This window comes from Kribbella capetownensis, assembly GCF_004331485.1.
In the GTDB taxonomy this organism is placed as follows: domain Bacteria; phylum Actinomycetota; class Actinomycetes; order Propionibacteriales; family Kribbellaceae; genus Kribbella; species Kribbella capetownensis.
This window is the reverse complement of record NZ_SJKD01000013.1, coordinates 14851-37247: the sequence shown is the minus strand read 5'-3', so window position 1 is coordinate 37247 and position 22397 is coordinate 14851. Positions and strand designations below refer to the sequence as shown.

Genomic DNA, 22397 nt, shown 5'->3' with positions numbered 1-22397 from the left:
CGGTCGGGGTGGGCGGTGGTTAGTCGAAGTCGGTTGAGGTGGTGAGGTGGGCCCAGGTCGCGGCTTCTTCGGCTCGGGAGCGGGAGGCGCGGTCTGCGTGGGTGAGAGCGTCCTTGCCGAGGAGGAGACGAAGGGGCGGACTGTCGAGCGCGACGATGTCGAGGATCGCGTGGGCAGCCTTGACCGGGTCGCCGGCTTGTTTGCCGTCGGTCTCCAGCCGGAAGCGGTTCAGCTCGCCGACCGTGGCGTCGTAGTCCGCTCCGACGGATGCGATCGCCATCGACGAACCACCCCAGTCGGTCCGGAACGCGCCCGGCTCGATGATCGTCACCTTCACCCCGAACGGCTTCATCTCGTTGTTCAGCACCTCCGAGAACCCTTCGACCGCGAACTTCGCGGTCTGGTACGCACCCATCCCCGGCGTACCACCGACCCGTCCACCGATCGACGAGAACTGCAGGAAGTGCCCACTCCGCTGCTCACGGAACACCGGCAGCGCGGCCTTGGTCACGTTCACGACCCCGAAGAGATTCGTCTCGATCTGCGCCCGGAAGTCCTCGTCAGGCGTCTCCTCGATCGCGGCGCTGTTCGCATAGCCGGCGTTGTTCGCCACCACATCGAGGCCGCCGAACTCGTCCAGCGCGGTCCGTACGGCGTCCCGCGCCGCAGCCGCGTCCGTCACATCCAGGGCAACCGCCCGCACCTGATCGCCGTACTTCGCAACCAGATCGTCGAGCTGTTCGGGCTTGCGGGCGGTGGCGACGACTCGATCGCCGGCGGCCAGGACTGCCTCGGTGAGGGCGCGGCCGAGCCCGCGGGAACTGCCGGTGATCAGCCAAATCTTGCTCATGCTCATTCCTAACTAACCAAACGGTTGGATACTTCACCAAGCTAACCTCGCGATCCACGAGAAATCAACCAACCGGTTGGTTGGTACGCTGGAGGCATGCAACAACGGAACGCCGATCGGACCAGGATGCGGATCCTGGCGGCCGCCACCGAGGAGTTCGCGGCGCGCGGGATCGCCGGGGCGCGCGTCCAGCGGATCGCCGAGGTCGCCGAGTGCAACAAGGCGATGCTTTATGCGTACTTCGGGAACAAGGACGGGCTGTTCGACGCGGTGTTCACTGCGTTTGTGGACACCTACCTCGAGGAGGTGGGGTTCGACGCGATGGACTTGCCGGCGTACGCAGGGCGGGTGTTCGACTACTTCGAGGAGCATCCCGAGCACCTGCGGTTGTCGGTCTGGTACCGGCTGGAGCGGCCGGAAGGGCAGCCGTTGGACGCCATTCTCGCGGTCAACCGAAGCCGGCTGGACGATCTCGTGCGGGCTCAGCGGCGACGGGCCGTACCGGGGAAGTTCGCTGCGGTCAGTCTGCTGTCGCTGATCCAGGCGATCGCGACGAGTTGGTCGTCGATGAATCCGGAGTACGGCACCGGCGTACCGAGCCGGGCGTTGCGGCGCCGGGCGGTGGTGGAGGCCGTGGAAAAGATTCTTAGCTGATTCATTGGCTGGCCCGATGGTCTTCTCAGTCTGGCGCGCTCTACTCGATTGCAGAGAGAACTGGCTGAGGAGGGCAACGGGAATGAACGAGGGCGCGGAACGGCAGCAAGCTGGACAAGAGCCTACGCAGCAACCGGACAGCTGGCAGGCCGGTCCGCACGAAGCGGCATCACAGGCCCCGCACCAGCCGGAACCACAGCAGGCAGCAGCGCAGCCGCAAGGCTCGGGACAGCAGGGCGCGCAGCAGCAAATGCCGCAGCCGGCGCAGACGCACCAGCCGGGGCAGCAGCAGTACGCCGGGCCGCAGCAGGCCGGACAGCAGTACGCGGGTCAGACTGCGCCGCAGCAGCAGGCCGGACAGCAGCAGCCGGGGCAGCAGTACAACGACGGACCGCAGCAGCAGGCCGGACAGCAGCAGCCGGGGCAGCAGTACAACGACGGACCGCGGCAGCCGGCGGGACAGCAGTTTGCGGGGCAGCAGAACGCGCCACGGCAGGCGGGACAGTCTGCGGGGCAGACGCCGTTTGGGCAGCAGCACGTGGGACAGCAGTTTCCGGGGCAGGCGCCGTACGGGCAGCAGCCGGCGGGACAGTTTGCGGGGCAGACGCCGTATGGGCAGCAGTACCCGGGGCCGCGCTACGCGGGGCAGCCGCCGTATGGGCAGGGGCCGTACTACCCGTTTGGGGCGCAGGCACCGCGGCCGGGACGGCGGGGGCGTCGGTTGCTGGGTGCGGGCGCACTCGGACTGGCCGCCGTACTGGTGGCCGGATCTGTTGCCTGGGGCATCGGTCGGCAGGCCGGCGGGAACGGGTCGCAGCTTTCGCAGCAGCAGTTCGATGCGTCGGCGGTCGCGGCGAAGGTCTCGCCCGGGCTGGTGGATGTGAACACGGTGCTCGGATTCGAAGGTGCTCGCGCCGCGGGGACCGGGATCGTGCTGAGCTCCGACGGTGAGGTGCTGACCAACCACCACGTGATCGAGGGCGCGACGTCCATCACCGTGACCGACATCGGGAACGGCAAGACGTACCAGGCGGGTGTCGTCGGGTACGACGATCAGCACGACATCGCTGTACTCAAGCTGAAGGACGCGTCCGGACTCGAGACCGCGAAGATCGGCAACTCGGACAAGGTGGCGCTCGGCGACCAGGTTGTCGGGATCGGCAACGCGGGTGGCACCGGCGGTACGCCGAGCTACGCGGCCGGCAAGGTGACCGGGCTGAACCAGGCGATCACCGCGACCGACGAGAACGGGCAGGACCCGGAGAACCTCACCGGGCTGATCCAGACCGACGCGAACATCCAGGCCGGCGACTCCGGCGGACCGCTGGCGAACGCGTCCGGCGAGGTCATCGGCGTCGACACTGCTGGGTCCGGCGGCAACAACGGCGGGCAGGGCCGACCTGGCCAGGCGGCGGCAATCACCGGCGGCTCCACGAGCGCGATCCAGGCCGCGGCGACCAACGGAACCCCGGCGACCGCGACTCAGGTGGCGGACGGCAACGGGACCGGAAACGGCAACGACAACCCGTTCGGCGACGGCTCCCAGGACCCGTTCGGCACCGGGAACGGCGGGGACAACGGCTTCGGCGACGGGTCCGGCGGCAACGGATTCGGTGACGGCCAGGGCGGCAATGGCTTCGGCGATGGCTCGGGCAACGGCAACGGCTTCGGTGACGGTTCGGGCAACGGCAACGGCAATGGCAATGGCAACGGTGGTAGCGGGAACGGGCAGGGCCAGAGCACGACTGAAGGCTTCGCGGTCCCGATCAACCAGGCGATGGACATCGCGGACCAGATCGAGGACGGCAAGGCTTCGGACGCCGTACACATCGGTGACTCGCCGATGCTGGGCATCTCGGTGGTCCCGAACGCCGACGTCACCGGCGCGGCAGTCGGCGATGTGATCGCGGACGGCAAGGCCGACGAGGCCGGCATCACCGCCGGCGACGTCATCACCTCCTTCGCCGGCCACGCGGTCGACTCGGCCGACGCCCTGTCGAGCCTGCTGAACAAGCAGCACCCCGGCGACAAGGTCGAGGTCGGCTGGACCGACCAGTCCGGTCAGCAGCACAAGGCCACGATCGAACTGATCACCGGCCCGGTCCGCTGACCAACCCCAATCCGGTCCGCCCGCGGTGCACCCCTAGCTGCCGGGCGGACCACCCCGATCGGGCCCGGCATGTCCGTCTCCCTCCAGAGGACCCGGGCTCGATCGGTCCAGTCTGCTGACCAACCCTCAAGCCGGTCCGCCCGCGGTGCACCCCTAGCTGCCGGGCGGACCACCCCGATCGGGCCCGGGCACCTCCCTCTCCCCTCAAGAGGACCGGGTCCGATCCTCCTTCCCGCGCCCCGGTTCCCGAAAGGGACCGGGGCGAGCGGCATGTCCCAAACCCACCCACCCCGGGCACACGGCGCCGGGTGCCTTGCTGTGAGCGAGCTCATAGGGCGGCCGTGGGAGATGGGTGTTTGGGGAAAACAACTTTCGGTGGCGACGGAACTTCGTTAGTCTTGCTAAGTAAACATGCGTTCACTGCTGTGAGGATGTGTTTTGAGCGTTCGTCCTGCCGCCCGTCCGCGGCTGATTCTTGCCGCGCTCGCATCGTGTGGCGTTCTCGTTTCCGTCAGCCAGACCATCGTCGTACCGCTGCTGCCTGTGCTCCCCGGCATCACCCACAGTCCGGTGTCGGACGTGAGTTGGCTGATCACCGTGACTCTGCTCACCGGCGCGGTGTTCACCCCGCTGCTCGGCCGGGCCGGCGACATGTACGGCAAGCGCCGAGTGCTGCTGATCGCACTGGGCTCCATGGTGATCGGTTCGTTGCTCTGTGCAAGCAGTTCGGACCTGACGGTGCTGATCGTCGGCCGCGCGTTCCAGGGTGCCGCCGTCGCCGTCGTACCGCTCGGCATCAGCATCCTGCGCGACGAGCTGCCACCAAGCCGCGTGATCCCGTCCATCGCGCTGATGAGCTCGACCCTCGGCGTCGGCGCGGCCTTCGGCATCCCGGCCGCGACCCTGGTCGTGCAGTACTCGAACTGGCACACCATGTTCTGGATCTGCGTCGGCATCGGCCTGTTCGACGTCCTCCTGGTGCTGCTGATCGTCCCCGAGTCCGCTGTCCGGACCAGCGGACGCTTCGACGTACCCGGCGCCCTCGGGCTCAGCGCGTTCCTCGTCTGCCTCCTGCTCGCCGTGTCGAAGAGCAGCACCTGGAGTACGACGACCATCGTCGCCCTGTACGCCGTCGCCGTACTGCTCGTCCCGTTGTGGGGAACGTTCGAGCTTCGGACCCGCAGCCCGCTGGTCGACCTCCGAGTGTCCGCGCGCCCCGCCGTACTGTTCACCAACCTCGGCGCCCTGCTGATCGGTTTCTCGTTCTACGCCAACTCGCTGTCGACCGCGCAGCTGGTGCAGGAGCCGAGATGGACCGGGTACGGACTAGGAGCATCGATCGTGGTCAGCGGCCTCTGCCTCCTGCCGGGTGGTGTCGCGATGGTGCTGCTCTCGCCGGTCTCGGCCCGCATCTCGTCCGCTCGCGGACCGCGGTTCACCCTGATCGTCGCGTCGATCCTGATGGCGGCCGGGTACGTCGTTCGGTTCTTCACCAGCAGCAACATCCCGGGAATCGTCATCGGTGCGACCGTCGTCTCGGCCGGGACAGCGGTCGCGTACTCGGCACTCCCGGCCCTCATCATGCATGCTGTGCCGGTGACCGAAACGGCCGCGGCGAACGGCCTCAACACTCTGATGCGCACGATCGGCTCCGCGATCTGCAGCACGATCGTGGCGACCGTGCTGGCGAGCGTGACGATCGCCAAGGACGGCCAGATCGCGCCCGCGCTGTCGGCGTACCTGATCGTGTTCGTCATCGCCGGGGTGGCCGCGGTGGTCGCGGCCGGTCTCGTGACGCTCATCCCGGCCCGTCGCCAGACACCGGTCCACCTCGAGTCAACAGCGAGCCCCACCGCCAGTACGACGGCCAGTACGACGTGACCGATCCGGGGCGGATCGCGATCCTGCGGGCAGCGCGCCGGGCGTTCGCGCTGCAGGACTACAACGCGGTCACGCTCCGCGGGATCGCCGCCGACGCGAACGTGAGCGCCGCGCTGATCGTCAAACACTTCGGCAGCAAGGAAGCACTGTTCGACCGGGTGGCCGACTTCAGCGAGGCCGCCGAGCTGCTGCTCGGCGCACCCGACGAGGAACTCGGCCGGCATGCCGTGCTGACCCTGGTGAACTACCGCCGGACGAACGGCCTCGACCTGCTGGTCCGAGTCGTGTTCGCGGCCGGCAGCGGCAACGAGCGAGCCCTGATCCGCGAGCACTTCCGCGATCAGGTCACCCGCGGCTTCGCGGCCCGGCTCACGGGCGACGACATCGACATCCGCGCCGGCCTGATCACCGGCCAGCTCCTCGGCCTTGGTGCCGCTATGTCGATCGACAAGACCGGCCCGGTCGCCACCGCCGACCCGGACACGATCGCCGACCTCTTCGCTCCCGGCATCCAGGCCCTGATCCACTGAGCGTCACGAAGTCATTTCCCGGACAGACATCTCGCTATGTGGGCAATGGTCCTGATTTCTGCGAACGACGCCGCTAGCATGGTTCGGCCAGTCCGAGAGGCGCTGCAACGGACCGCGGGGTCCGCCACGCTCGACTGGTGGCTTCGACTGCAAGGGCGCCTCCGGAGTCACTCTGGAGGGGACGGCAGATGACGGAAACTGCGCTACGGGAACTGCTGGATCAGCGGATCGCAGTGCTCGACGGCGCCTGGGGCACGATGCTGCAGGGCGCGAAGCTGAAGCCCGAGGACTATCAGGGCGACCGGTTCGGCGACCACACGCACGACGTCACCGGTGATCCCGATCTGCTCAATCTGACCCGGCCCGACGTCATCCTCGACGTCCACCGGCAGTACCTCGCGGCCGGCGCCGACATCACCACGACCAACACGTTCACCGCGACGAGCATCGGCCAGGCCGACTACGGCCTGCAGGGATACGTGCGCGAGATGAACATCGCCGCCGCGCGCATCGCCCGCCAGGCCGCGGACGAGGCTGGTGGCCGGTTCGTGGCCGGCTCGATCGGCCCGCTGAACGTCACCTTGTCGCTGTCGCCGCGCGTCGAGGACCCGTCGTACCGGGCGGTGACGTTCGAGCAGGTGAAGGCCGCGTACGCCGAGCAGATCGCGGCGCTGGCCGAGGGCGGCGTGGACCTGTTACTGATCGAGACCATCTTCGACACCCTGAACGCGAAGGCCGCCGTGACCGCGGCCCGCGAGGTCGCTCCCGACCTGCCGCTGTGGATCTCGGTGACGATCGTCGACCTGAGCGGCCGGACCTTGTCGGGCCAGACGGTCGAGGCGTTCTGGAGTTCGGTCGAGCACGCCAAGCCCCTGGTCGTCGGCGTCAACTGCTCGCTGGGCGCCGCCGAGATGCGCCCGCACGTGGTGGACCTGGCGCGGTTCGCCGACACGTACGTCGCCTCGCACCCGAACGCCGGCCTGCCGAACGCGTTCGGTGGGTACGACGAGACGCCCGAAGAAACTGCCGGGATGCTGGAGGAGTTCACGCAGGCCGGGCTGGTGAACATCGTCGGTGGCTGCTGCGGTACGACGCCCGCCCACATCGCGAAGATCGCCGAGGCCGTGCGCGATCTCCCGCCGCGGACCGTGGCACCGGCCGATCACACGACGCGGTTCTCCGGGCTGGAACCGTTCAAGATCGGTGCGGACACCGGTTTCGTGATGATCGGTGAGCGGACCAACGTGACCGGCTCGGCGAAGTTCCGCCGGCTGATCGAGGGCGACAACCACCAGGCCGCGGTCGACGTGGCGCTGGAGCAGGTGCGCGGCGGCGCGAACCTGCTGGACGTGAACATGGACGCCGACCTGCTCGACAGCGAGCAGGCGATGACCACATTCCTGAACCTGATCGCGACCGAGCCCGAGGTGGCCCGGATCCCGATCATGATCGACAGCTCGAAGTGGTCGGTGCTGGAGACCGGGCTGAAGTGCGTGCAGGGCAAGGGCGTGGTCAACTCGATCAGCCTGAAGGAGGGCGAGGAGGAGTTCCTGGACCGGGCCCGGCGGATCCGCGACTACGGCGCCGGCGCGGTGGTGATGGCCTTCGACGAGCAGGGCCAGGCCGACACCGTCGAGCGCAAGGTCGCGATCTGCGGCCGCGCGTACGACCTGCTGACCGGGATCGGCTTCCCGGCCGAGGACATCATCTTCGACCCGAACGTGCTCGCCGTCGCGACCGGCATGTCCGAGCACAACGGCTACGCGAAGAACTTCATCGACGCTCTGCCGCTGATCAAGGAACGCTGCCCGGGCGTGCACATCAGTGGCGGGATCTCGAACCTGTCGTTCTCGTTCCGTGGCAACGACATCGTCCGCGAGGCGATGCACTCGGCGTTCCTGTACCACGCCGGCAAGGTCGGCCTGGACATGGGAATCGTGAACGCCGGTCAGCTGGCCGTGTACGAGGACATCCCGAAGGACCTGCTCGAGCTGGTCGAGGACGTCATCTTCAACCGGCGCGACGACGCCACCGACCGACTCGTCAGCTTCGCGGAGAACGTGAAGGGCAAGGGCACCCAGCGCGAGGTCGACCTGACCTGGCGCGAGGGCACCGTGGAGGAGCGGCTGTCGCACGCGCTGGTGCACGGCATCGTCGACTTCATCGAGGAGGACACCGAGGAGGCGCGCAAGCAGCTGCCGCGTCCGCTCGAGGTGATCGAGGGTCCGCTGATGGCCGGCATGAAGATCGTCGGCGACCTGTTCGGCGCCGGCAAGATGTTTCTGCCGCAGGTGGTGAAGAGCGCCCGGGTGATGAAGCGCTCGGTCGCCTACCTGGAGCCGTTCATGGAGGCGGAGAAGGAGCAGGCCCGGCGCGAGGGCCGCGCCGAGATGGTGCGCGGCCAGGGCAAGGTCGTGCTGGCCACGGTCAAGGGCGACGTGCACGACATCGGCAAGAACATCGTCGGCGTCGTACTCGGCTGCAACAACTACGAGGTGATCGACCTCGGCGTGATGGTGCCGGCGGCAAGGATCCTCGACACGGCCGTTGCCGAGGGCGCCGATGCGGTCGGTCTGTCCGGACTGATCACACCGTCGCTGGACGAGATGGTTGCCGTCGCCGCCGAGATGGAGCGACGCGGACTGAAGCTCCCGTTGCTGATCGGTGGAGCGACCACGTCCAAGCAGCACACCGCGGTCCGGATCGCCCCGGCGTACGAGCAGACCACCGTGCACGTGCTGGACGCGTCGCGAGTGGTCGGTGTGGTCTCGGACCTGCTCGACGACGAGCGTTCGCAAGAGCTTGCCCGTAGCAACAGTATTGAGCAGGACCGGCTGCGCGAGCAGCACGCGAACAAGCAGCGCAGTCCGCTGCTCACGCTCGCCCAAGCGCGCGCCAACGCCGAACCGGTCGAGTACGGCGAACTCCCGGTGCCTGCGTTCACCGGCCTGCGCCGGGTGTCGCCGGACCTGGAGACGCTGCGCGCGATGATCGACTGGCAGTTCCTGTTCCTGGCCTGGGAGTTGAAGGGCAAGTACCCCGCGATCCTGGACCAGCCGGTGGCGCGCGAACTGTTCGACGACGCGAACACGTTGCTGGACGAGATCGTTGCCAACGGCTCCTTCACCGCCGAGGGCGTGTACGGGTTCTGGCCGGCGCACAGCGAGGGCGACGACATCATCCTCGACGGACTGGACGTGTCGTTCCCGATGTTGCGTCAGCAGACCGAGAAGCCGGCCGGGCGGCACAACCGTTGCCTGGCCGACTACGTCGCGCCGTCCGGTGACCACCTCGGTGGGTTCGGGGTCGCGATCCACGGTGCCGAGGCGCTCGCTGCGTCGTACGAGGCGAAGAACGACGACTACCGGGCGATCATGGTGAAGGCGCTGGCCGACCGGCTGGCCGAGGCGTTCGCGGAGTGGATCCACTTGGAGGCGCGGCGGGCGTGGTTCGAGCCGGACGCCGAGCCGGTGCTGGAGGACCTGCACGCCGAGCGGTTCCGCGGTATCCGGCCGGCGCTGGGCTACCCGGCGAGCCCTGATCACAGCGAGAAGCAGGAGTTGTTCCGCCTGCTCGAGGCGGACAAGCTCGGCCTTGGGTTGACCGAGTCGTTCGCGATGACCCCGGCGGCTGCAGTCAGCGGCCTGATCTTCGCCAGCCCGGCGTCGCGCTACTTCAGCGTCGGACGCCTCGGCCGCGATCAGATCGAGGACTACGCCGTACGCCGCGGGTTGTCGGTCGAGGAAGTCGAACGCTGGCTCCGACCGAACCTGGCGTACGAACCGGCCTGACGCGATGACGGTCACCCTGCGCCCCGCCACCGCCGCCGACGTCGAGGCCGTTGCCACGGTCTGGTACGCCGGGTGGGGCGACGGGCATCTGGGACATGTCCCGGACGAACTGGTTGCGGTGCGGACCAAGGAGACGTTCTGGAGCCGCGCGGCCGAACAGGTCGCCGACACGACGGTCGCGGTGGTGGGGGACGACGTCGCGGGGTTCGTGATGGTGGCGAACGACGAGGTCGAGCAGGTGTACGTCTCGCGCGACCACCGTGGATCGGGCGTAGCCGGGACACTACTCAGTGAAGCCGAGCGGCAGGTGAAAGCCAACGGGCACAGCGAAGCGTGGCTTGCCGTGGCCACGGGCAACGCTCGGGCGCGACGCTTCTACGAGCGCAGCGGCTGGAGCGACGGGGGAGCGTTCGACTACCCCGCCACTGTGGGAGACCGCGCGATTCCGGTGCCGTGTCATCGGTACGTCAAGCAGGTCTGACGCGGAGGATTCCCCTGCACTTGGGGTGTACGGCGGGTGTATCGGCTCCGAATGGAGTTACTTTGCCTTGGCAAGCGTTCCCGTTCCTGGAGAGGTCACCATGGCAATCCGTTCCTGGCGCCGGCCGTCGCGCCGGCTGGTTCTCACCGGCGTCGCCGCCGTCGCGCTCGCGTCGGTCGCCGGCGGGGTCGCGTACTCGGCCGGGGCCGCCTCACAGCAGCCGGCCATTCAGACGTCGACGCCGCGCACCGAGCGGCAGGTCACCAACATCGACGTACTGCGGCAGCAGTTGCGCAACTACTACGGCGATCCGCTCGGCACCGGTACGTTCGCGGCGGACAGCAACTACGCCAAGGAGGCCAGGTCGGCGGCCGCGTCCGGCAAGCGCTGGATCTCCGCGCCGCACCACACCAAGAAGACCAAGGCGATCCTGCTGGACGTCGACGACACCTCGCTGGCGACCTGGAACTACGAGATCTTCAGCAACTGGGCGTTCAACCCCGCCACCAACGCGGACTACGTGCTGAACCAGCGCTTCCCCGCCGTACCGGGGATGGTCGACCTGGTGAAGACCGCGGAGCGGGAGGGCTACGCGATCTTCTTCCTGACCGGTCGCGGTGCCGCGCAGGAGCAGGCGACGCTGGGCAACCTGACCGAGGACGGGATCGGCGTCGACGCCGGTTTCCCGAAGCCGACGGCGCTGCGCGACGGTGAGGACGGCCTGTTCACCAAGCCCGCCGTGGCCGACTACCCGGACTACCTGCAGAAGGCGTGCGCGAACGACCCGAACGGATCCTGTACGACGATCCACTACAAGTCCGCGACCCGGGCCCACATCGAGTCGCTCGGCTACGACATCGTCGCGAACTTCGGCGACCAGTTCTCCGACCTGAAGGGTGGCTTCGCCGACCGCACCTTCAAGCTGCCGAACCCGAACTACTACCTGCCGTGACTCGCAGCTTCGGCCGGATCAGCTTCACTGATCCGGCCGACCAGCTGTGACCAAGCCCTGGTTCACTTGGTGCTGCCGGTGACCTTGATCGAGATGACCGACAGGTTCGGCACAGTGGTCTCGCCACCGATCTGGGTGTCGTAGGAGAACGACCCGAGCACCAGCACGTTCGCCTGGAACAGGTCGTCTTGTACGAGGTCGGACACGTCCCCGGAAACGTTGGTCAGCAAGGTGTTGGTCGGGTAGTCGACGTACCCGTACTCCACCCTGTGCCGTACGCCGTCGACGTCGGCCCGGAACGTGTCCTCGCCCGTGGCAGCATCGAACTGGGTGACTACGCCGTACACGACGTAGGCCTCACCAAGGTGGTCGTCCGGGCTCTTCGCGATCTTCGCCCACTGTCGCGCCGTCAGCTTCTTGTAGACAACCGGCTTGGGCTTCGCGGTCGTCCTGGGTGCCACTGTCGCCTTTGGTTTGGTCGCAGGCTTCGCGGCTGAACTCGGGGCGGTCGTCGGCTGCGCTGGTGGTGCCGTCACGGTGACGGTGTCTCCCGGCTGGGTGACGGTCACGGTCGGCGTCGACGCGCCGGCGGCGACAGACGTTGTCGGCATGCCGTTGGCTCCGGCGTTCCCGGCTGCAGCGCCCAGCGCGAAGACGACCGAGCCGGCCAGGGCACCCCAGCCGATCTTCGCGCTGCGGGTCATCGGCTTCTTCTGCGGCGCCACCGGCGGATGCTGCGGCGGCTGATGGTTCTGCTGTGGATAGTACGGCTGCTGCGGCTGGTTTTGGCCGCGTGAATAATGCTGAGACATGCTGAATTCCTCCCCCATCCCCGAGCCCCCTCGGGATTCCCGCAACAAGGTAACGCTCAGTGATATGCGTTGACCAGATCACAGGCCCCGTGTAATTCGGCGGAGGCGACCACCTGCTGATCCGCCCCGCCGTCTGATCGGCGCAGTTCGGTGGCGGGTTATGTCACCGGTTGCGTGTTGATAGCCGGGCAGCGAGCAGATAACCCGCCAGCGCGCCGGCTTCTCGGACCCTTCCGGGGTATTCGCGGGCTTAGGCGGAGCGGGGGAGCACTCCCTGCAGCAGAGTCGTGACGTGCTGGCGCAGGGTGGGTTCGAACTCCATCCGCAGCGCCGAGATCGACGGATCCGTCTCGAAGGCGGCGAGCAGGGCCGGGGTGGGATGGGCGTGCGTCCAGACCGCCCCGGCCAGCATGCTTGCCGGCGGGATGAAGCGCCGCGCGCCCTCTTCGCCGATCTCCGGTAGCACGCCGACGGTCAGCTCGACCATCCGTTCGTAGCCGACCGCCGCCGCGCGTTTGAACGCGATGGCGGTCTCGGTCGAGATGTTGCGCTCCAGCACTGACGCCTGCGTGCTGATCAGATCGCAGAACACCGGACGCCCGGCCAGCGTGCTCACGATGGCATCCACCAACACCTCCGCCCGTTGATCGGCGGACGCGTCCGGCGGTACGGCGGCGAGCGCGGTCGCGAGGTCCTCCACCCAGGCCGCGAGCTCGGAGCTGTTGAGCTCGAGCAGGACAGCCTCCCGTGACTCGAAGTACTTCAGCACGTTCGACTTCGCCAGGCCGACGCGACGGCTCAGCTCGTTCAGGCTGACGTCGCTGACCGGCATCTCCGCGAGCATCGCTGCCGCGGTCGCCAGGATCGCCTCCCGCCGGACGGCTCGCTGCTCCTCACTCCGGGCCCGCTGGAATGTCGTCACGCTCACAGTCTACAGACCGCTGGTCTGTTGTTATCGTACCGCCGGTCTGATAACGTCGAAGCCATAACAGACCAGCAGTCTTTTATGGAGGAACCGATGTACGTCGTCCCCGACCAGACCGGCAAGCTCGCTGTCGTCACCGGCGCCAACAGCGGCACCGGCAAGGAGGCCACCACGCGCCTCGCCGCCGCCGGTGCGCGAGTGGTGATGGCGGTCCGGACCGTCGCCAAGGGCGAGGCAGCCCGGGCCGAGATCCTGGCCGAGCACCCGAACGCCCAGCTCGAGGTACGGCGGATCGACCTCGCCGACCTGGCGTCGGTCCAGGAGTTCGCCGACAGACTGAGTGCGGACGAGTCGCACCTCGACCTGCTGGTGAACAACGCCGGCGTGATGAACCCGCCGACCCGCAACGTCACCAAGGACGGTTTCGAGCTGCAGTTCGGCTCCAACTTCCTCGGCCCGTTCGCGCTGACCGTGCGGCTGCTGCCGCTGGTGCTGGCCGCGCCGGCGCCGCGGATCACGACCATGAGCAGCGGCACGGCCAACTACGGCCGGATCCACTTCGACGACCTGCAGTGGGAACAGCGGTACCGCTCGAACCTGGCGTACGCGCAGTCGAAGCTCGCCGACCTGATGATGAGCAACCACCTGGCCGAGCTGTCGGACGACCACGGTTGGGGCCTGCTCAGCACGGCCGCTCACCCCGGCTTCACGCGCACCAACCTCCTGGCCGCCGGTGCCCTGCTGGGACGGGAGCAGCTTCCGCTCGCCACCCGCATCGCACACCGTCTCAACCCGCTCCCGTCGCAGGGCGTCGAGATCGGCACCGAGCCACTTCTGTTCGCCGCGACCAGCCCCGACGCCCAGTCCGGCGCGTACTACGGCCCGGCCAACTTCTTCGGCCTGGTCGGACCGACCAAGCTCGCCGCCGCACCCAAGCGGTCCCTCGACGTCGAGGCCAACGCCCGACTGTGGTCGGTGGCCGAGCAGCTCACAGGTGTTGCGCTCCCGCAGTCCGGCCCTATCCTGCGCAAGTGACCCAGTGGGCGAGCGGTGAGATCTACGAGTCGTACGTCGGCCGATGGAGCCGGCTGGTCGCCACCGACTTCGTGAGCTGGCTGGACCAGCCCACCGGCCTGCGCTGGCTCGACGTCGGCTGCGGCACCGGGGCGTTGACCAGCACGATCCTGCGTACGGCGGATCCAGCCTCGGTGCTCGGAGTCGACCCGTCGACCGGCTTCATCGAACACGTCCGGCAGCACGTCCGCGACGAGCGAGCGAGCTTCGAGGTCAGGTCGGCGGCCGAACTGCCGGACGGCCCGTACGACGTGGTGGTCGCCGGACTGGTGCTCAACTTCGTCCCCGAGCGGGTCGAGGCGTTGCGCCGGATGCGGGAGATCGGGGCGACCGTCGGCGCGTACGTCTGGGACTACGCCGAGGGCATGCAGCTGATGCGGAACTTCTTCGATGCGATGATCGAAGTCCGTCCACAGGATCGTGACCACGATGAAGCGGTCCGCTTTCCGTTCTGTACGGCGGAGGGCCTCGAAGGACTGTTCACCGAGGCCGGGTTCACCACGGTCAGCACGCGGGAGATCGTCGTACCGACGGAGTTCACGTCGTTCGACGACTACTGGAAGCCGTTCCTGGGTGGGCAGGGTCCGGCGCCGGCGTACCTGCGCAGCCTGGCCGAGCCAGATCAGGAGACGCTGCGGGAGGCGGTGCGCGCGCGGTTGCCGATCGAAGCGGACGGCTCGATCCGGCTGACCGCTCGGGCGTGGGCCGCGCAGGCCGTCAGCTGAGGTAGTCGGACCGGAGCAGGCCGAACAGGAGGTCGTCGGTCCACTCGCCCTTGAACCAACTGTTCGACAGTCGCAGACCTTCCTGCCGGAAGCCGAGGCGTTCGAGCAGCCGGGCCGATGCCCTGTTGCGGGCGTCGCACTCGGCCGAGACGCGATGCAGCTTGCGCTCGACGAACAACTGATCGAGGAGGCCGCGGACCGCCTCGGTCGCGTAGCCCTTGCCTTGGTGCTCGGGCGCGAGGGTGAAGCCGAGTTCGGCCTGCCTGAGGTTCTCGTGCAGGTTGAAACCGATGTCGCCGATCAGTACGCCGTCCAGGTCGACGGCGTACTGGAACCAGCCAGGCTTCAGTGGATCTCCGTTCGCGAAGTCCTCGACCGTCTTGAGCGCGTCGGCCAAGGGGAGTGGCGCGTCCCACGACTGGTAGCGCGCCACGTCCGGATCCGACCGGTACGCCGCGAACGCCTCCGCGTCGTCGGGGCTGAAGCGACGCAGGCTCAACCGCTCGGTGCGCACCAACATCGGGCCATCATGTCAAAACCGCGCCCTCGGCTCCGTCGTACCAGTGAGAGGAGTGCGCCGATGAAGTTCCTACTGATCCTGCAGGGCGACGGCGAGCAGCCGCTGCGCCGCGACGAGTTCGAACGGGCCGCGTACGACGCCGGCGAACTGGTCTGCGGTGAGGTGCTGGCCGACCCACAACTGGCCGTACACATGCCCGATCGAGCGGCTCCGGCCGCCATCGACGCCTACTACCTGATCGACGTGGACAGTCGCGAGCGGGCGGTCGAGCTCGCGCGCCTGCTGCCGGACTGCCAGAGTGCGGGGCGATCCGTCGAGATCCGCGCGGTGATGCACTCGACCGCCGCGGACTTCTAGCGCACGACCTTGAACCAGAGATTGGTGGCGAGCTCGTTCTCGGCCGCACTCAGCCGTTCGAGGCCAACGGTCCGGCCTCCCGGTTGGTCGAACAGGCGTGTGCCGTCGCCGAGCATGACGGGGACGAACAGCAGCAGTACTTCGTCCAGTTCGCCGGCCTCGATGCACTGCTTGGCGACGTTCGCGCCGATCACGTTGACGTACTTGTCGCCGGCTGCCTCCTTCGCCATCGCGATCGCCTTCGCGAACTCGTCGACGTACGTGACGCCTGGCTCGGGACTGCTGGGCGGGCGGTGCGTGAGCACGAAGAGCGGGCCGCTCCACCCGCCGCCGAACGCCTGTCCCTCGCCGGCTTCGCCTTTGTGCGGGTCGTCCCCGTCGTGCGACCGGCGCCCGGCCAGGATCGAGCCGATCCGGGGGATCAGGTCGTCGACCTCCGGGTTCGGACCGAGGTACGGGCGCATCCACTGCATGTCGCCGTCCGGGCCGGTGATGAAGCCGTCGACCGACATCGTCACCGAGTACAGCACCTTCGCCATGAGGCCTCCTGCTCGCTCGTTGGTTGGTTCTTGTTGAGACGAGCGAGCAGGAGAAAACTCATCGGGACGTCGGGCCGACGTCCGACGGAGTGAGCGGGCGGTTGATCGGAGCGGCCTTGCTGTACTCGTCGGCGCCGACATCCGCCCTCCCGATGCGCGGCTGACCGTCGAGTTCCTTCGGCACATTCGGGTAGCTCTTGCTGGCGGCGTTGATCGCGGGACTCGAGGACGTGAGGCGGCGGATGCCGTCGGACCCGGCCGCGAGTTTCGGGTCCTTGCGGGAGAACCCATCGGCCGGAATGTTGCCGTCGGCGGCGGCGCCCCAGCAGAGGTTGCCTGACCACGCGATGCCATCCAGGTATGGCATCGACACCAGTTGCTTGCCGGAGTCACCGATCAGCAAGTTGTCGGTGATCGAGCAATCCAGCGGCGGCAGGGTCCGCTGCGACTCCCCGCTGATCGCCGTACCGCAGGACAGGACGGTGTTGAGTGCGATCGTCACCCGGTCCGGCGCGTCGTTGCCTTGGCGGCTCTCCGGTGAGTCCTCCGGCTTGTGGTCACGCACGCTGCCGCTGCCGAGCACGATGCCGGAGCCGCCGATCTGCTCGGTGTAGTTGTTCACGATCAGGTGATCGTTGCCGTAGATCCGGATCCCGTTGCTTCCGGCAAGGATGAAGTTGCCTTCGACCCGGGATCGGTTGCCGTGCCGGAGCACGATGCCGCCGAGGCTGTCGCGGATCGTGTTCTGCCGGATCGTGTTGCCGGTCGACTTGACAGAGATCGCCTCCGGATCGCCGTTGGCGCGCTCGAACAGGTTCTGCTCGACCAGCGCGCCGGCGTCACTCAGCGAGCGCCCACTGAGCCCGAGCCGGATCGGTTCGCCGCCGTTGGAGCCGGCGAAGGTGTGGTCGGAGAAGTAGTTGCGGACGATCCGCACACCACGCGCCATCCCGTCCGACCCGGGTCCCTCGACGCCGAGGAAGATTCCGAGCGTCGACTTCCCGTGGAAGTGGTTGCGCTCCACAGTGGTCGAGTCGCCGCGGACCATCAGCCAGTGCATCCCCTCGATGTCGGCGAGCTGAAGGTCGTTGCGGCTGATCGTCACGTGGTGACAGGTGGTCGGGATCTCGAACGTGGTCCGTTGCTTCAACGTGAACCCGTTGACGGTCACGTACGACGAGTCGCCGAACACGAACCCGCGGTTCCCGGTCAGCGTCACCCCGCCCACGGTCTCGGCCCGGATCACGATCGGTGCGCCGCCGGTCCCGCGCTTGCCCTGGATCGCGATGGTCTCGTCGCCGGGAGCGTCGTACGTGCCGTTGGCAACGACGATCTCGGTGCCGGGGTGGGCTGCCGCGATCGCCTTCCGGAGTTCGTCGAGCGTGCGGGCCCGGACGGCGCGGGCCTGGGTGGTGGCGGTGGATGTGGCTGTCGCGGGCAGCGCGGTGGCGGTGAGGCCGGCGCCGAGGGCGGTGGCCAGGAAGGTACGGCGATGCATGGCGTCCTCCGGGGGTGACTCGGGGCGGGGTCCGGATGTGGCTGCCCAGTCTGTGGGCGATCGCTGGCGCTGGCAAGCGTTTGCCAACTGTGGTCTCCGGATCTCCCGCAGGGTGGGACGAATGGGTGCCGGGTTCCGCGACACAGCCCCGGTGCGATCGCCTCGGGGAGCGCCGGTAGCCTTCCGGTAATCGACCTTTTCGGATTCGGGAACGAGGTGGATCGGGGCGATGCCGGAGCGGAACGAGGCGCGCCAGGTGCTGCCTGACGTCGAACTCCACCGGCCCTCCGAAGCCCGGCTCTACGATCTGTTCCTCGGCGGCAAGAACAGCTATGAGGTGGACCGCCGGCTGTTCCAGGAAGTCCTGGAGATCGCGCCCGAGGCACCGGCCCTGGCCAGGGAGAACCGGCGCTGGCTGGGCGACGCGATCCGCTGGATGGTCAGCGACGACGTACATCAGTTCCTCGATCTCGGCTGCGGTCTGCCGGCTCCGCCGAACACCCACGAGGTCGCACTGAAGGCCGATCGGCAGGCCAAGGTCGTGTACGTCGACAACGACCTGATGGCGATCTCGCACGGTCAGGCCCTGCTCGCGGACGACCGCAGCACGTTCTTCGCCGACGCCGACCTGACCGACCCCGAGTCCGTGCTCGAGCATCCAGTCGTCACCGAGGCCCTCGACCTGGAGCGGCCGGTCGGCATCATCCTCGGACTGGTGCTGCACAGGATCCCGGACACCAAACAGGTCCGGCGATTGGTCGCCGGCTACCTGGCCGCGGTGCCGCCCGGGTCGTACCTGGCGCTCACGCATCCGGTGAACGCCCGTGACGGCAGCCGGCTGGGCGAGTTCGCGACCGCGGTCGAGGACAAGCTGAAGGAGTCCTTCCCGGACCTCACCTTCCGCGCTCCGGTGGAACTCGCCGAGATCGTGGCCGGTCTCGAGCTGATCGAGCCAGGTCTGGTCGACCTGACCGGCTGGTGGCCGCCCGCCGAGCAGACGCTCAGTCCGACCGGTGCCGCCCTGCTGCTGTACGTCGCTCTCGCGCGCAAACCCTGACAATTCACTGGTGGATCGACCCGGGTCGCACCGATGATGGGTCACATGTCTGCTCAGGCTGCTGCTGCCGCTCACTGATCACGCGGTTCCCCGCCTGATCACGCCCGTCCCTGCGACGGGCCCCTTCAGCGTGCAGTCCACCAGCCTTGGAGCTCTTCTCATGCACCCCACGTCATCATCGGCGTCGGTCGAGATCGCGTGTGACGAATCGGGGTTCTCCGGGAGCAATCTCCTGGACCCCGAGTCGCCCGTGATCACCCACGCCAGTGTGGATCTCGACGTACCGGAGGCCGCCGAACTGGTCGCCGTCCTGCAGTCCCGGTTCCGGCGTCGCGGGACCACCGAGTACAAGTCCAACCTGCTGCTTCGGCCCGAGCAGCGACCCGCGCTCGAGTGGTTCCTGACCACGCTGCGCGGACACGCCCACGTCCACGTCATCGACAAGACGTCGTACGTCGCCGGCCGGGTGATCGAGTTGCTCGTCGACGAGCCGTCGTACGGCGATGGGACGCGGCTGGCGCGGGATCACGGGGAGGCCGTGGCGCTGTTCCGGCATCGGACCGACTTCTTGGACGCGTTCCTCGTCATGACGCGGACCAAGCGGTTGCGGCTGCTCGACCATGCCGCGATCGACCGGTTCTTCGCGTTGCTGCCGACTGATGTGGCGGTCCTCCGCGAGGTGACGCGGGCGCGGGTCGAGAAGGTGCTGCTGCGGTTGATCGACGACGATCGTTCGATCCCGCCTCCGCTCGAACCGATGGTGCCCGCGGTGGCCGACACGGTGTTGTTCTGGAGCGCCGGGCAGCGGTCGGTCGCGGTGGTGCACGACGAGCAGAGCGCGCTGACACGAGGTCGGATGGCGCGGCTCGGCGCCTTCCTGGCCGAGGCCGTCGCGCCCGCACCGCCGCCACTGCTCAGCCTGAGGCAGGTCGACTCCCGGCACGATCCTCGAGTACAGGCGGCAGACTTCCTGGCCGGCATCGCCCGCTGGCTCGCCACCGACCCGACGCCGGTCCCGGCCCTGACCGCGCTACTCGATCCGTATCTGCCGGTCTGACCTTCAGGCCTTTTCGGCGAGGAATGCTTCCCAGGTTCGGTGGCCGGTGGTGGCGCCGGTCAGGGTCAGGTTTCCGCCGGCCCGGTAGACCTTGCCGGCCTTGCCTGGAACGCGAACCGGCATCGACAGCCGGTGCTTGCCGGTGGTGCGCAGGTAGTCGCGTGCGAGTTCGCCAAGGCTGTAGACCTTCGGGCCGACCAGGTCCGGGACGAGGCCGGCGGGCTCGCCCAACGCCAGCTCGACGAGTCGCGCCGCGACGTCGCGCCCGTCCACCGGCTGGAACCGTACGCCACCGGGGATCGGCAGCACCGGGAGCTTCGCCATCATGCGCGCGGTGTTCCAGGCGAAGTCGTGGACCTGCGCGACCCGCAGTACCGTCCACGGCACCGACGACTCCCGCACGGCCTGCTCCGCGCCGAGCTTGGACTTGAAGTACGTCAGCGGGAGTTGATCCACCGCGGTCACCGAGATGTGTACCAAGTGCTTCACTCCGGCCCGCTCGGCCGCTCGCACCAGATTCCGCGTGCCGACGTCGTCCCCCTTCGGCCCACCCGCGAGATGGATCACCACGTCCACGCCGTTCAGAGCGTCATCGATCCCGTCCCCCTGCAGCAGGTCCGCCGCGACATGCTCGACCCCGTCGTCCTTGGGATGCCGGCTCAGCACCCTGACCTTCCAGCCCGCCTCCGCCACCAACGGCACCACCAGCCGCCCCAATGTCCCAGTCCCACCCGTCACCAACATCACGCCCACAATTCCTCCACTCATCACGACCCACCACCGGGCCCCACCCCTCTGACGTAGCCCGACGGGCAGATGTGACGGCCTCGCGGTCGCATTACGTCCGACTCAGGACGCTAGGTTCGCCAGGAGTGAGATCGAGCTTCGGGTAGCGCCGGCCGATGCCGCTCAGGGTTTCGCCGGTCCAGAACGGGTGGCCGGGTGCCGGGAAACCGAAGAGCTCGAGCTGGCGAGGAGTTGCCCGGTGGACGAACTCGTACCACGCCGGCTCGTGGCTGCGAGGCGCCCACGCCATGCGCTGGCCCCAATCGGCCTCAGCCGGCCGGTAGATGAGCTGCATCGAGTACCGCGCCCCGCGATGCTTCCACAGTCCGGTGCCGCGGTGGAAGGTACGGGTGTTGAACGCGATCACCGTCCCCGCGGGCGCGGCGCCGGACTGCTCGGCGTCGTACAAGTGGGTGTTGTCGTCAGGGGAGACGAAGTCGCCGGCACCGCCGTTGCGTGGGTAGAAGTTCGGGTTCATCGGCAGGTCTGCGGTGTGGTCGTACGGCACCAGGTGCGGCGGTCCGAGTTCCTCCGGGACATCGACGAGGAAGACGAACAGCTCGAGATGCTGGTAGCGATCCGCGGTGGACGGCACCAGGATGGTCTGGTTCAGGTAGTCGCGATGCAGTTCCTGGTCGTACGACGTGGCACCGGTGTACTTCGCCCAGGCCTCGGCCGACGAGAGCCGCAGATCTCTTTGGCCGAGCAGTGTCTCCGCGAGTCCCACGATCCTCGGGTGGACGGCGAGCAGGCTGAACGCCGTACTGGCGAACGGAAACGTGTCGATTCCGTCGAACTCGTCGTCGACGTACCGTTCGCGCCGCGCGTCAGTGCCGTCGTGGAATCCCTCGGAGGTCGGAAACATCGTCGGCAGTTCGCCCAGCGCCGGTGACAGTTCCTCGGCTGACAAGAACCCGGGCAGGATCACAAACCCGCGCGTTCGCCATTCGTCCGCCACATTCTCGGGCCACATGGCCGCCACCCTGCCGGTGTCCTGACCGGGTGCGCAATCGGATTAGGCCAGACTCGGATGCACAACCAAATGTCGAGGGCTGTTCTGGGGTTCCGACGTTGGGGGTGACGGCGCAGGGTGCGTCGTGTGCGAGGAGGTTGTGATGAAGTACTTGGTCTTGATCTATTCGAATCCGGAGCCGTGGGGGCATCCGACGATCGACTTCACCGAGGTGGGGCGGGCGATTCCGGAGGACGAGCGGGCGGCGATGCACAAGGAGTTCGAGGACATGCTGGCGGAGATCTCGGCGTCGGGGGAGTTCGTGACGGCCGAGGCGCTGGCGGCTCCGAGTACGTCGACGATCTATCGCGTCGGCTCCAAGGGCCGCCGGGTGGCGACGGACGGGCCGTACGCCGAGGCCAAGGAGCAACTCGCCGGCTTCTTCGTGCTCGACGTCGCCTCCCGGGAACGGGCCGAAGAACTGGCATCCCGCTTCGCTGGTCCCGGCGACACCGTTGAGTTGCGTCCGGCGATGTGACGATGGCCGGGATTCGCCTGTGCTCGCCGGCGATCAACTGCCCGAACGCCCTCGAACTGGCGGCGTTCTACGCGGAGATCACCGATGGACGGATCGCGTGCTCCGACGACGTCTGGGCGACCGTGGACGGGCCCGGGGGCCGGGTCGACTTCCAAAACGATCCGGCCTATGTCCCGCCCACGCAGTGACTCCGGTCACGGCCGCAGCTCTCGCGCCGGTCACGCTGCGGTCTCGCTCAGCGAGACGTGACGTACGACGTACCGCCAAGCGTCCGGCTCGCCTACCCTGATTGAACTTACCGAGAGTCA

23 protein-coding genes are annotated in these 22397 nt (G+C 68.0%); 14 read left to right on the top strand and 9 right to left on the bottom strand.

Translation table 11 applies throughout. The annotated features are described in order from the left end of the window. Nucleotides 1-19: 19 nt before the first annotated feature. Complete coding sequence (locus E0H75_RS38750; RefSeq protein ID WP_131518716.1) at nucleotides 20-850, bottom strand: oxidoreductase; 831 nt, start codon at nucleotides 848-850, stop codon at nucleotides 20-22. A gap of 96 nt (nucleotides 851-946) precedes the next feature. Here E0H75_RS38750 and E0H75_RS38745 point away from each other — a divergent pair, with 96 nt between their 5' ends. Continuing rightward, entirely contained in the window at nucleotides 947-1504 is a 558-nt protein-coding gene (locus E0H75_RS38745) for a TetR/AcrR family transcriptional regulator (protein WP_131518715.1), read from the top strand. A 169-nt stretch (nucleotides 1505-1673) separates the two neighbouring features. Here E0H75_RS38745 and E0H75_RS38740 read toward each other — a convergent pair whose 3' ends face one another. Further along, complete coding sequence (locus E0H75_RS38740; protein ID WP_131518714.1) at nucleotides 1674-2042, bottom strand: hypothetical protein; 369 nt, start codon at nucleotides 2040-2042, stop codon at nucleotides 1674-1676. Here E0H75_RS38740 and E0H75_RS38735 point away from each other — a divergent pair, their 5' ends adjacent. The 6 genes from E0H75_RS38735 to E0H75_RS38710 all read left to right on the top strand — a co-directional run bounded on the left by E0H75_RS38735 (nucleotide 2043) and on the right by E0H75_RS38710 (nucleotide 11249). Then, nucleotides 2043-3614: a S1C family serine protease gene (locus E0H75_RS38735; protein WP_131518713.1), complete on the top strand. Its 1572-nt coding sequence runs from the start codon at nucleotides 2043-2045 to the stop codon at nucleotides 3612-3614. A gap of 438 nt (nucleotides 3615-4052) precedes the next feature. Then, nucleotides 4053-5495 (top strand): MFS transporter, encoded by a 1443-nt coding sequence (locus E0H75_RS38730; protein ID WP_131518712.1) that lies wholly within the window; start codon nucleotides 4053-4055, stop codon nucleotides 5493-5495. Then, nucleotides 5492-6025: a TetR/AcrR family transcriptional regulator gene (locus E0H75_RS38725; RefSeq protein WP_131518711.1), complete on the top strand. Its 534-nt coding sequence runs from the start codon at nucleotides 5492-5494 to the stop codon at nucleotides 6023-6025. Before E0H75_RS38730 ends, E0H75_RS38725 begins: the two co-directional genes overlap by 4 nt. 188 nt (nucleotides 6026-6213) lie before the next feature. Then, entirely contained in the window at nucleotides 6214-9816 is a 3603-nt protein-coding gene (metH, locus tag E0H75_RS38720; protein WP_131518710.1) for a methionine synthase, read from the top strand. Nucleotides 9817-9820: 4 nt separating this feature from the next. After that, nucleotides 9821-10297 (top strand): GNAT family N-acetyltransferase, encoded by a 477-nt coding sequence (locus E0H75_RS38715; protein ID WP_131518709.1) that lies wholly within the window; start codon nucleotides 9821-9823, stop codon nucleotides 10295-10297. A 100-nt stretch (nucleotides 10298-10397) separates the two neighbouring features. Then, nucleotides 10398-11249 carry an HAD family acid phosphatase gene (locus tag E0H75_RS38710; protein ID WP_131518708.1) on the top strand — a complete coding sequence of 284 codons (852 nt, stop codon included), beginning with the start codon at nucleotides 10398-10400 and terminating at the stop codon, nucleotides 11247-11249. Between the two features lie 62 nt (nucleotides 11250-11311). Here E0H75_RS38710 and E0H75_RS38705 read toward each other — a convergent pair whose 3' ends face one another. Both E0H75_RS38705 and E0H75_RS38700 read right to left on the bottom strand, forming a co-directional pair. Then, nucleotides 11312-12061: a serine/threonine protein kinase gene (locus E0H75_RS38705; protein ID WP_131518707.1), complete on the bottom strand. Its 750-nt coding sequence runs from the start codon at nucleotides 12059-12061 to the stop codon at nucleotides 11312-11314. A gap of 250 nt (nucleotides 12062-12311) precedes the next feature. Continuing rightward, nucleotides 12312-12983: a TetR/AcrR family transcriptional regulator gene (locus tag E0H75_RS38700; RefSeq protein ID WP_131518706.1), complete on the bottom strand. Its 672-nt coding sequence runs from the start codon at nucleotides 12981-12983 to the stop codon at nucleotides 12312-12314. Nucleotides 12984-13067: 84 nt separating this feature from the next. On the opposite strand from E0H75_RS38700, the gene E0H75_RS38695 reads away from it, so the two are divergent. Both E0H75_RS38695 and E0H75_RS38690 read left to right on the top strand, forming a co-directional pair. Then, on the top strand, nucleotides 13068-14021 hold the full coding sequence (locus E0H75_RS38695; RefSeq protein WP_238163530.1) for an SDR family oxidoreductase: 954 nt from the start codon (nucleotides 13068-13070) through the stop codon (nucleotides 14019-14021). Beyond that, the gene (locus E0H75_RS38690) at nucleotides 14018-14785 is read left to right on the top strand and encodes a class I SAM-dependent methyltransferase (protein ID WP_131518705.1); all 768 of its coding nucleotides are present in this window, start codon (nucleotides 14018-14020) and stop codon (nucleotides 14783-14785) included. Before E0H75_RS38695 ends, E0H75_RS38690 begins: the two co-directional genes overlap by 4 nt. On the opposite strand, the gene E0H75_RS38685 is transcribed toward E0H75_RS38690, so the two are convergent. Then, entirely contained in the window at nucleotides 14778-15305 is a 528-nt protein-coding gene (locus E0H75_RS38685; protein ID WP_131518704.1) for a GNAT family N-acetyltransferase, read from the bottom strand. The genes E0H75_RS38690 and E0H75_RS38685 overlap by 8 nt on opposite strands. A gap of 60 nt (nucleotides 15306-15365) precedes the next feature. Between E0H75_RS38685 and E0H75_RS38680 the strand changes: the two genes are divergently transcribed. After that, on the top strand, nucleotides 15366-15662 hold the full coding sequence (locus E0H75_RS38680; RefSeq protein WP_131518703.1) for a YciI family protein: 297 nt from the start codon (nucleotides 15366-15368) through the stop codon (nucleotides 15660-15662). On the opposite strand, the gene E0H75_RS38675 is transcribed toward E0H75_RS38680, so the two are convergent. After that, nucleotides 15659-16201 (bottom strand): dihydrofolate reductase family protein, encoded by a 543-nt coding sequence (locus E0H75_RS38675; RefSeq protein WP_131518702.1) that lies wholly within the window; start codon nucleotides 16199-16201, stop codon nucleotides 15659-15661. The genes E0H75_RS38680 and E0H75_RS38675 overlap by 4 nt on opposite strands. Before the next feature lie 58 nt (nucleotides 16202-16259). Continuing rightward, nucleotides 16260-17699: a polysaccharide lyase 6 family protein gene (locus tag E0H75_RS38670; RefSeq protein ID WP_131518701.1), complete on the bottom strand. Its 1440-nt coding sequence runs from the start codon at nucleotides 17697-17699 to the stop codon at nucleotides 16260-16262. Nucleotides 17700-17928: 229 nt separating this feature from the next. On the opposite strand from E0H75_RS38670, the gene E0H75_RS38665 reads away from it, so the two are divergent. Both E0H75_RS38665 and E0H75_RS38660 read left to right on the top strand, forming a co-directional pair. Next, a complete protein-coding gene (locus E0H75_RS38665) occupies nucleotides 17929-18756 on the top strand; it encodes an SAM-dependent methyltransferase (protein ID WP_131518700.1) in 828 nt (275 codons plus the stop codon). A gap of 160 nt (nucleotides 18757-18916) precedes the next feature. Further along, nucleotides 18917-19813 (top strand): DUF3800 domain-containing protein, encoded by an 897-nt coding sequence (locus E0H75_RS38660; protein ID WP_131518699.1) that lies wholly within the window; start codon nucleotides 18917-18919, stop codon nucleotides 19811-19813. A gap of 3 nt (nucleotides 19814-19816) precedes the next feature. On the opposite strand, the gene E0H75_RS38655 is transcribed toward E0H75_RS38660, so the two are convergent. Both E0H75_RS38655 and E0H75_RS38650 read right to left on the bottom strand, forming a co-directional pair. Then, on the bottom strand, nucleotides 19817-20581 hold the full coding sequence (locus E0H75_RS38655) for an SDR family oxidoreductase (protein WP_238163529.1): 765 nt from the start codon (nucleotides 20579-20581) through the stop codon (nucleotides 19817-19819). A gap of 70 nt (nucleotides 20582-20651) precedes the next feature. After that, nucleotides 20652-21572, bottom strand: coding sequence for a phytanoyl-CoA dioxygenase family protein (locus E0H75_RS38650; RefSeq protein WP_131518698.1), 921 nt, complete (start codon nucleotides 21570-21572; stop codon nucleotides 20652-20654). Nucleotides 21573-21714: 142 nt separating this feature from the next. Between E0H75_RS38650 and E0H75_RS38645 the strand changes: the two genes are divergently transcribed. After that, nucleotides 21715-22089, top strand: coding sequence for a YciI family protein (locus E0H75_RS38645; RefSeq protein ID WP_131518697.1), 375 nt, complete (start codon nucleotides 21715-21717; stop codon nucleotides 22087-22089). A 2-nt stretch (nucleotides 22090-22091) separates the two neighbouring features. Further along, nucleotides 22092-22277: a VOC family protein gene (locus E0H75_RS38640; protein ID WP_131518696.1), complete on the top strand. Its 186-nt coding sequence runs from the start codon at nucleotides 22092-22094 to the stop codon at nucleotides 22275-22277. Nucleotides 22278-22397: the final 120 nt, after the last annotated feature.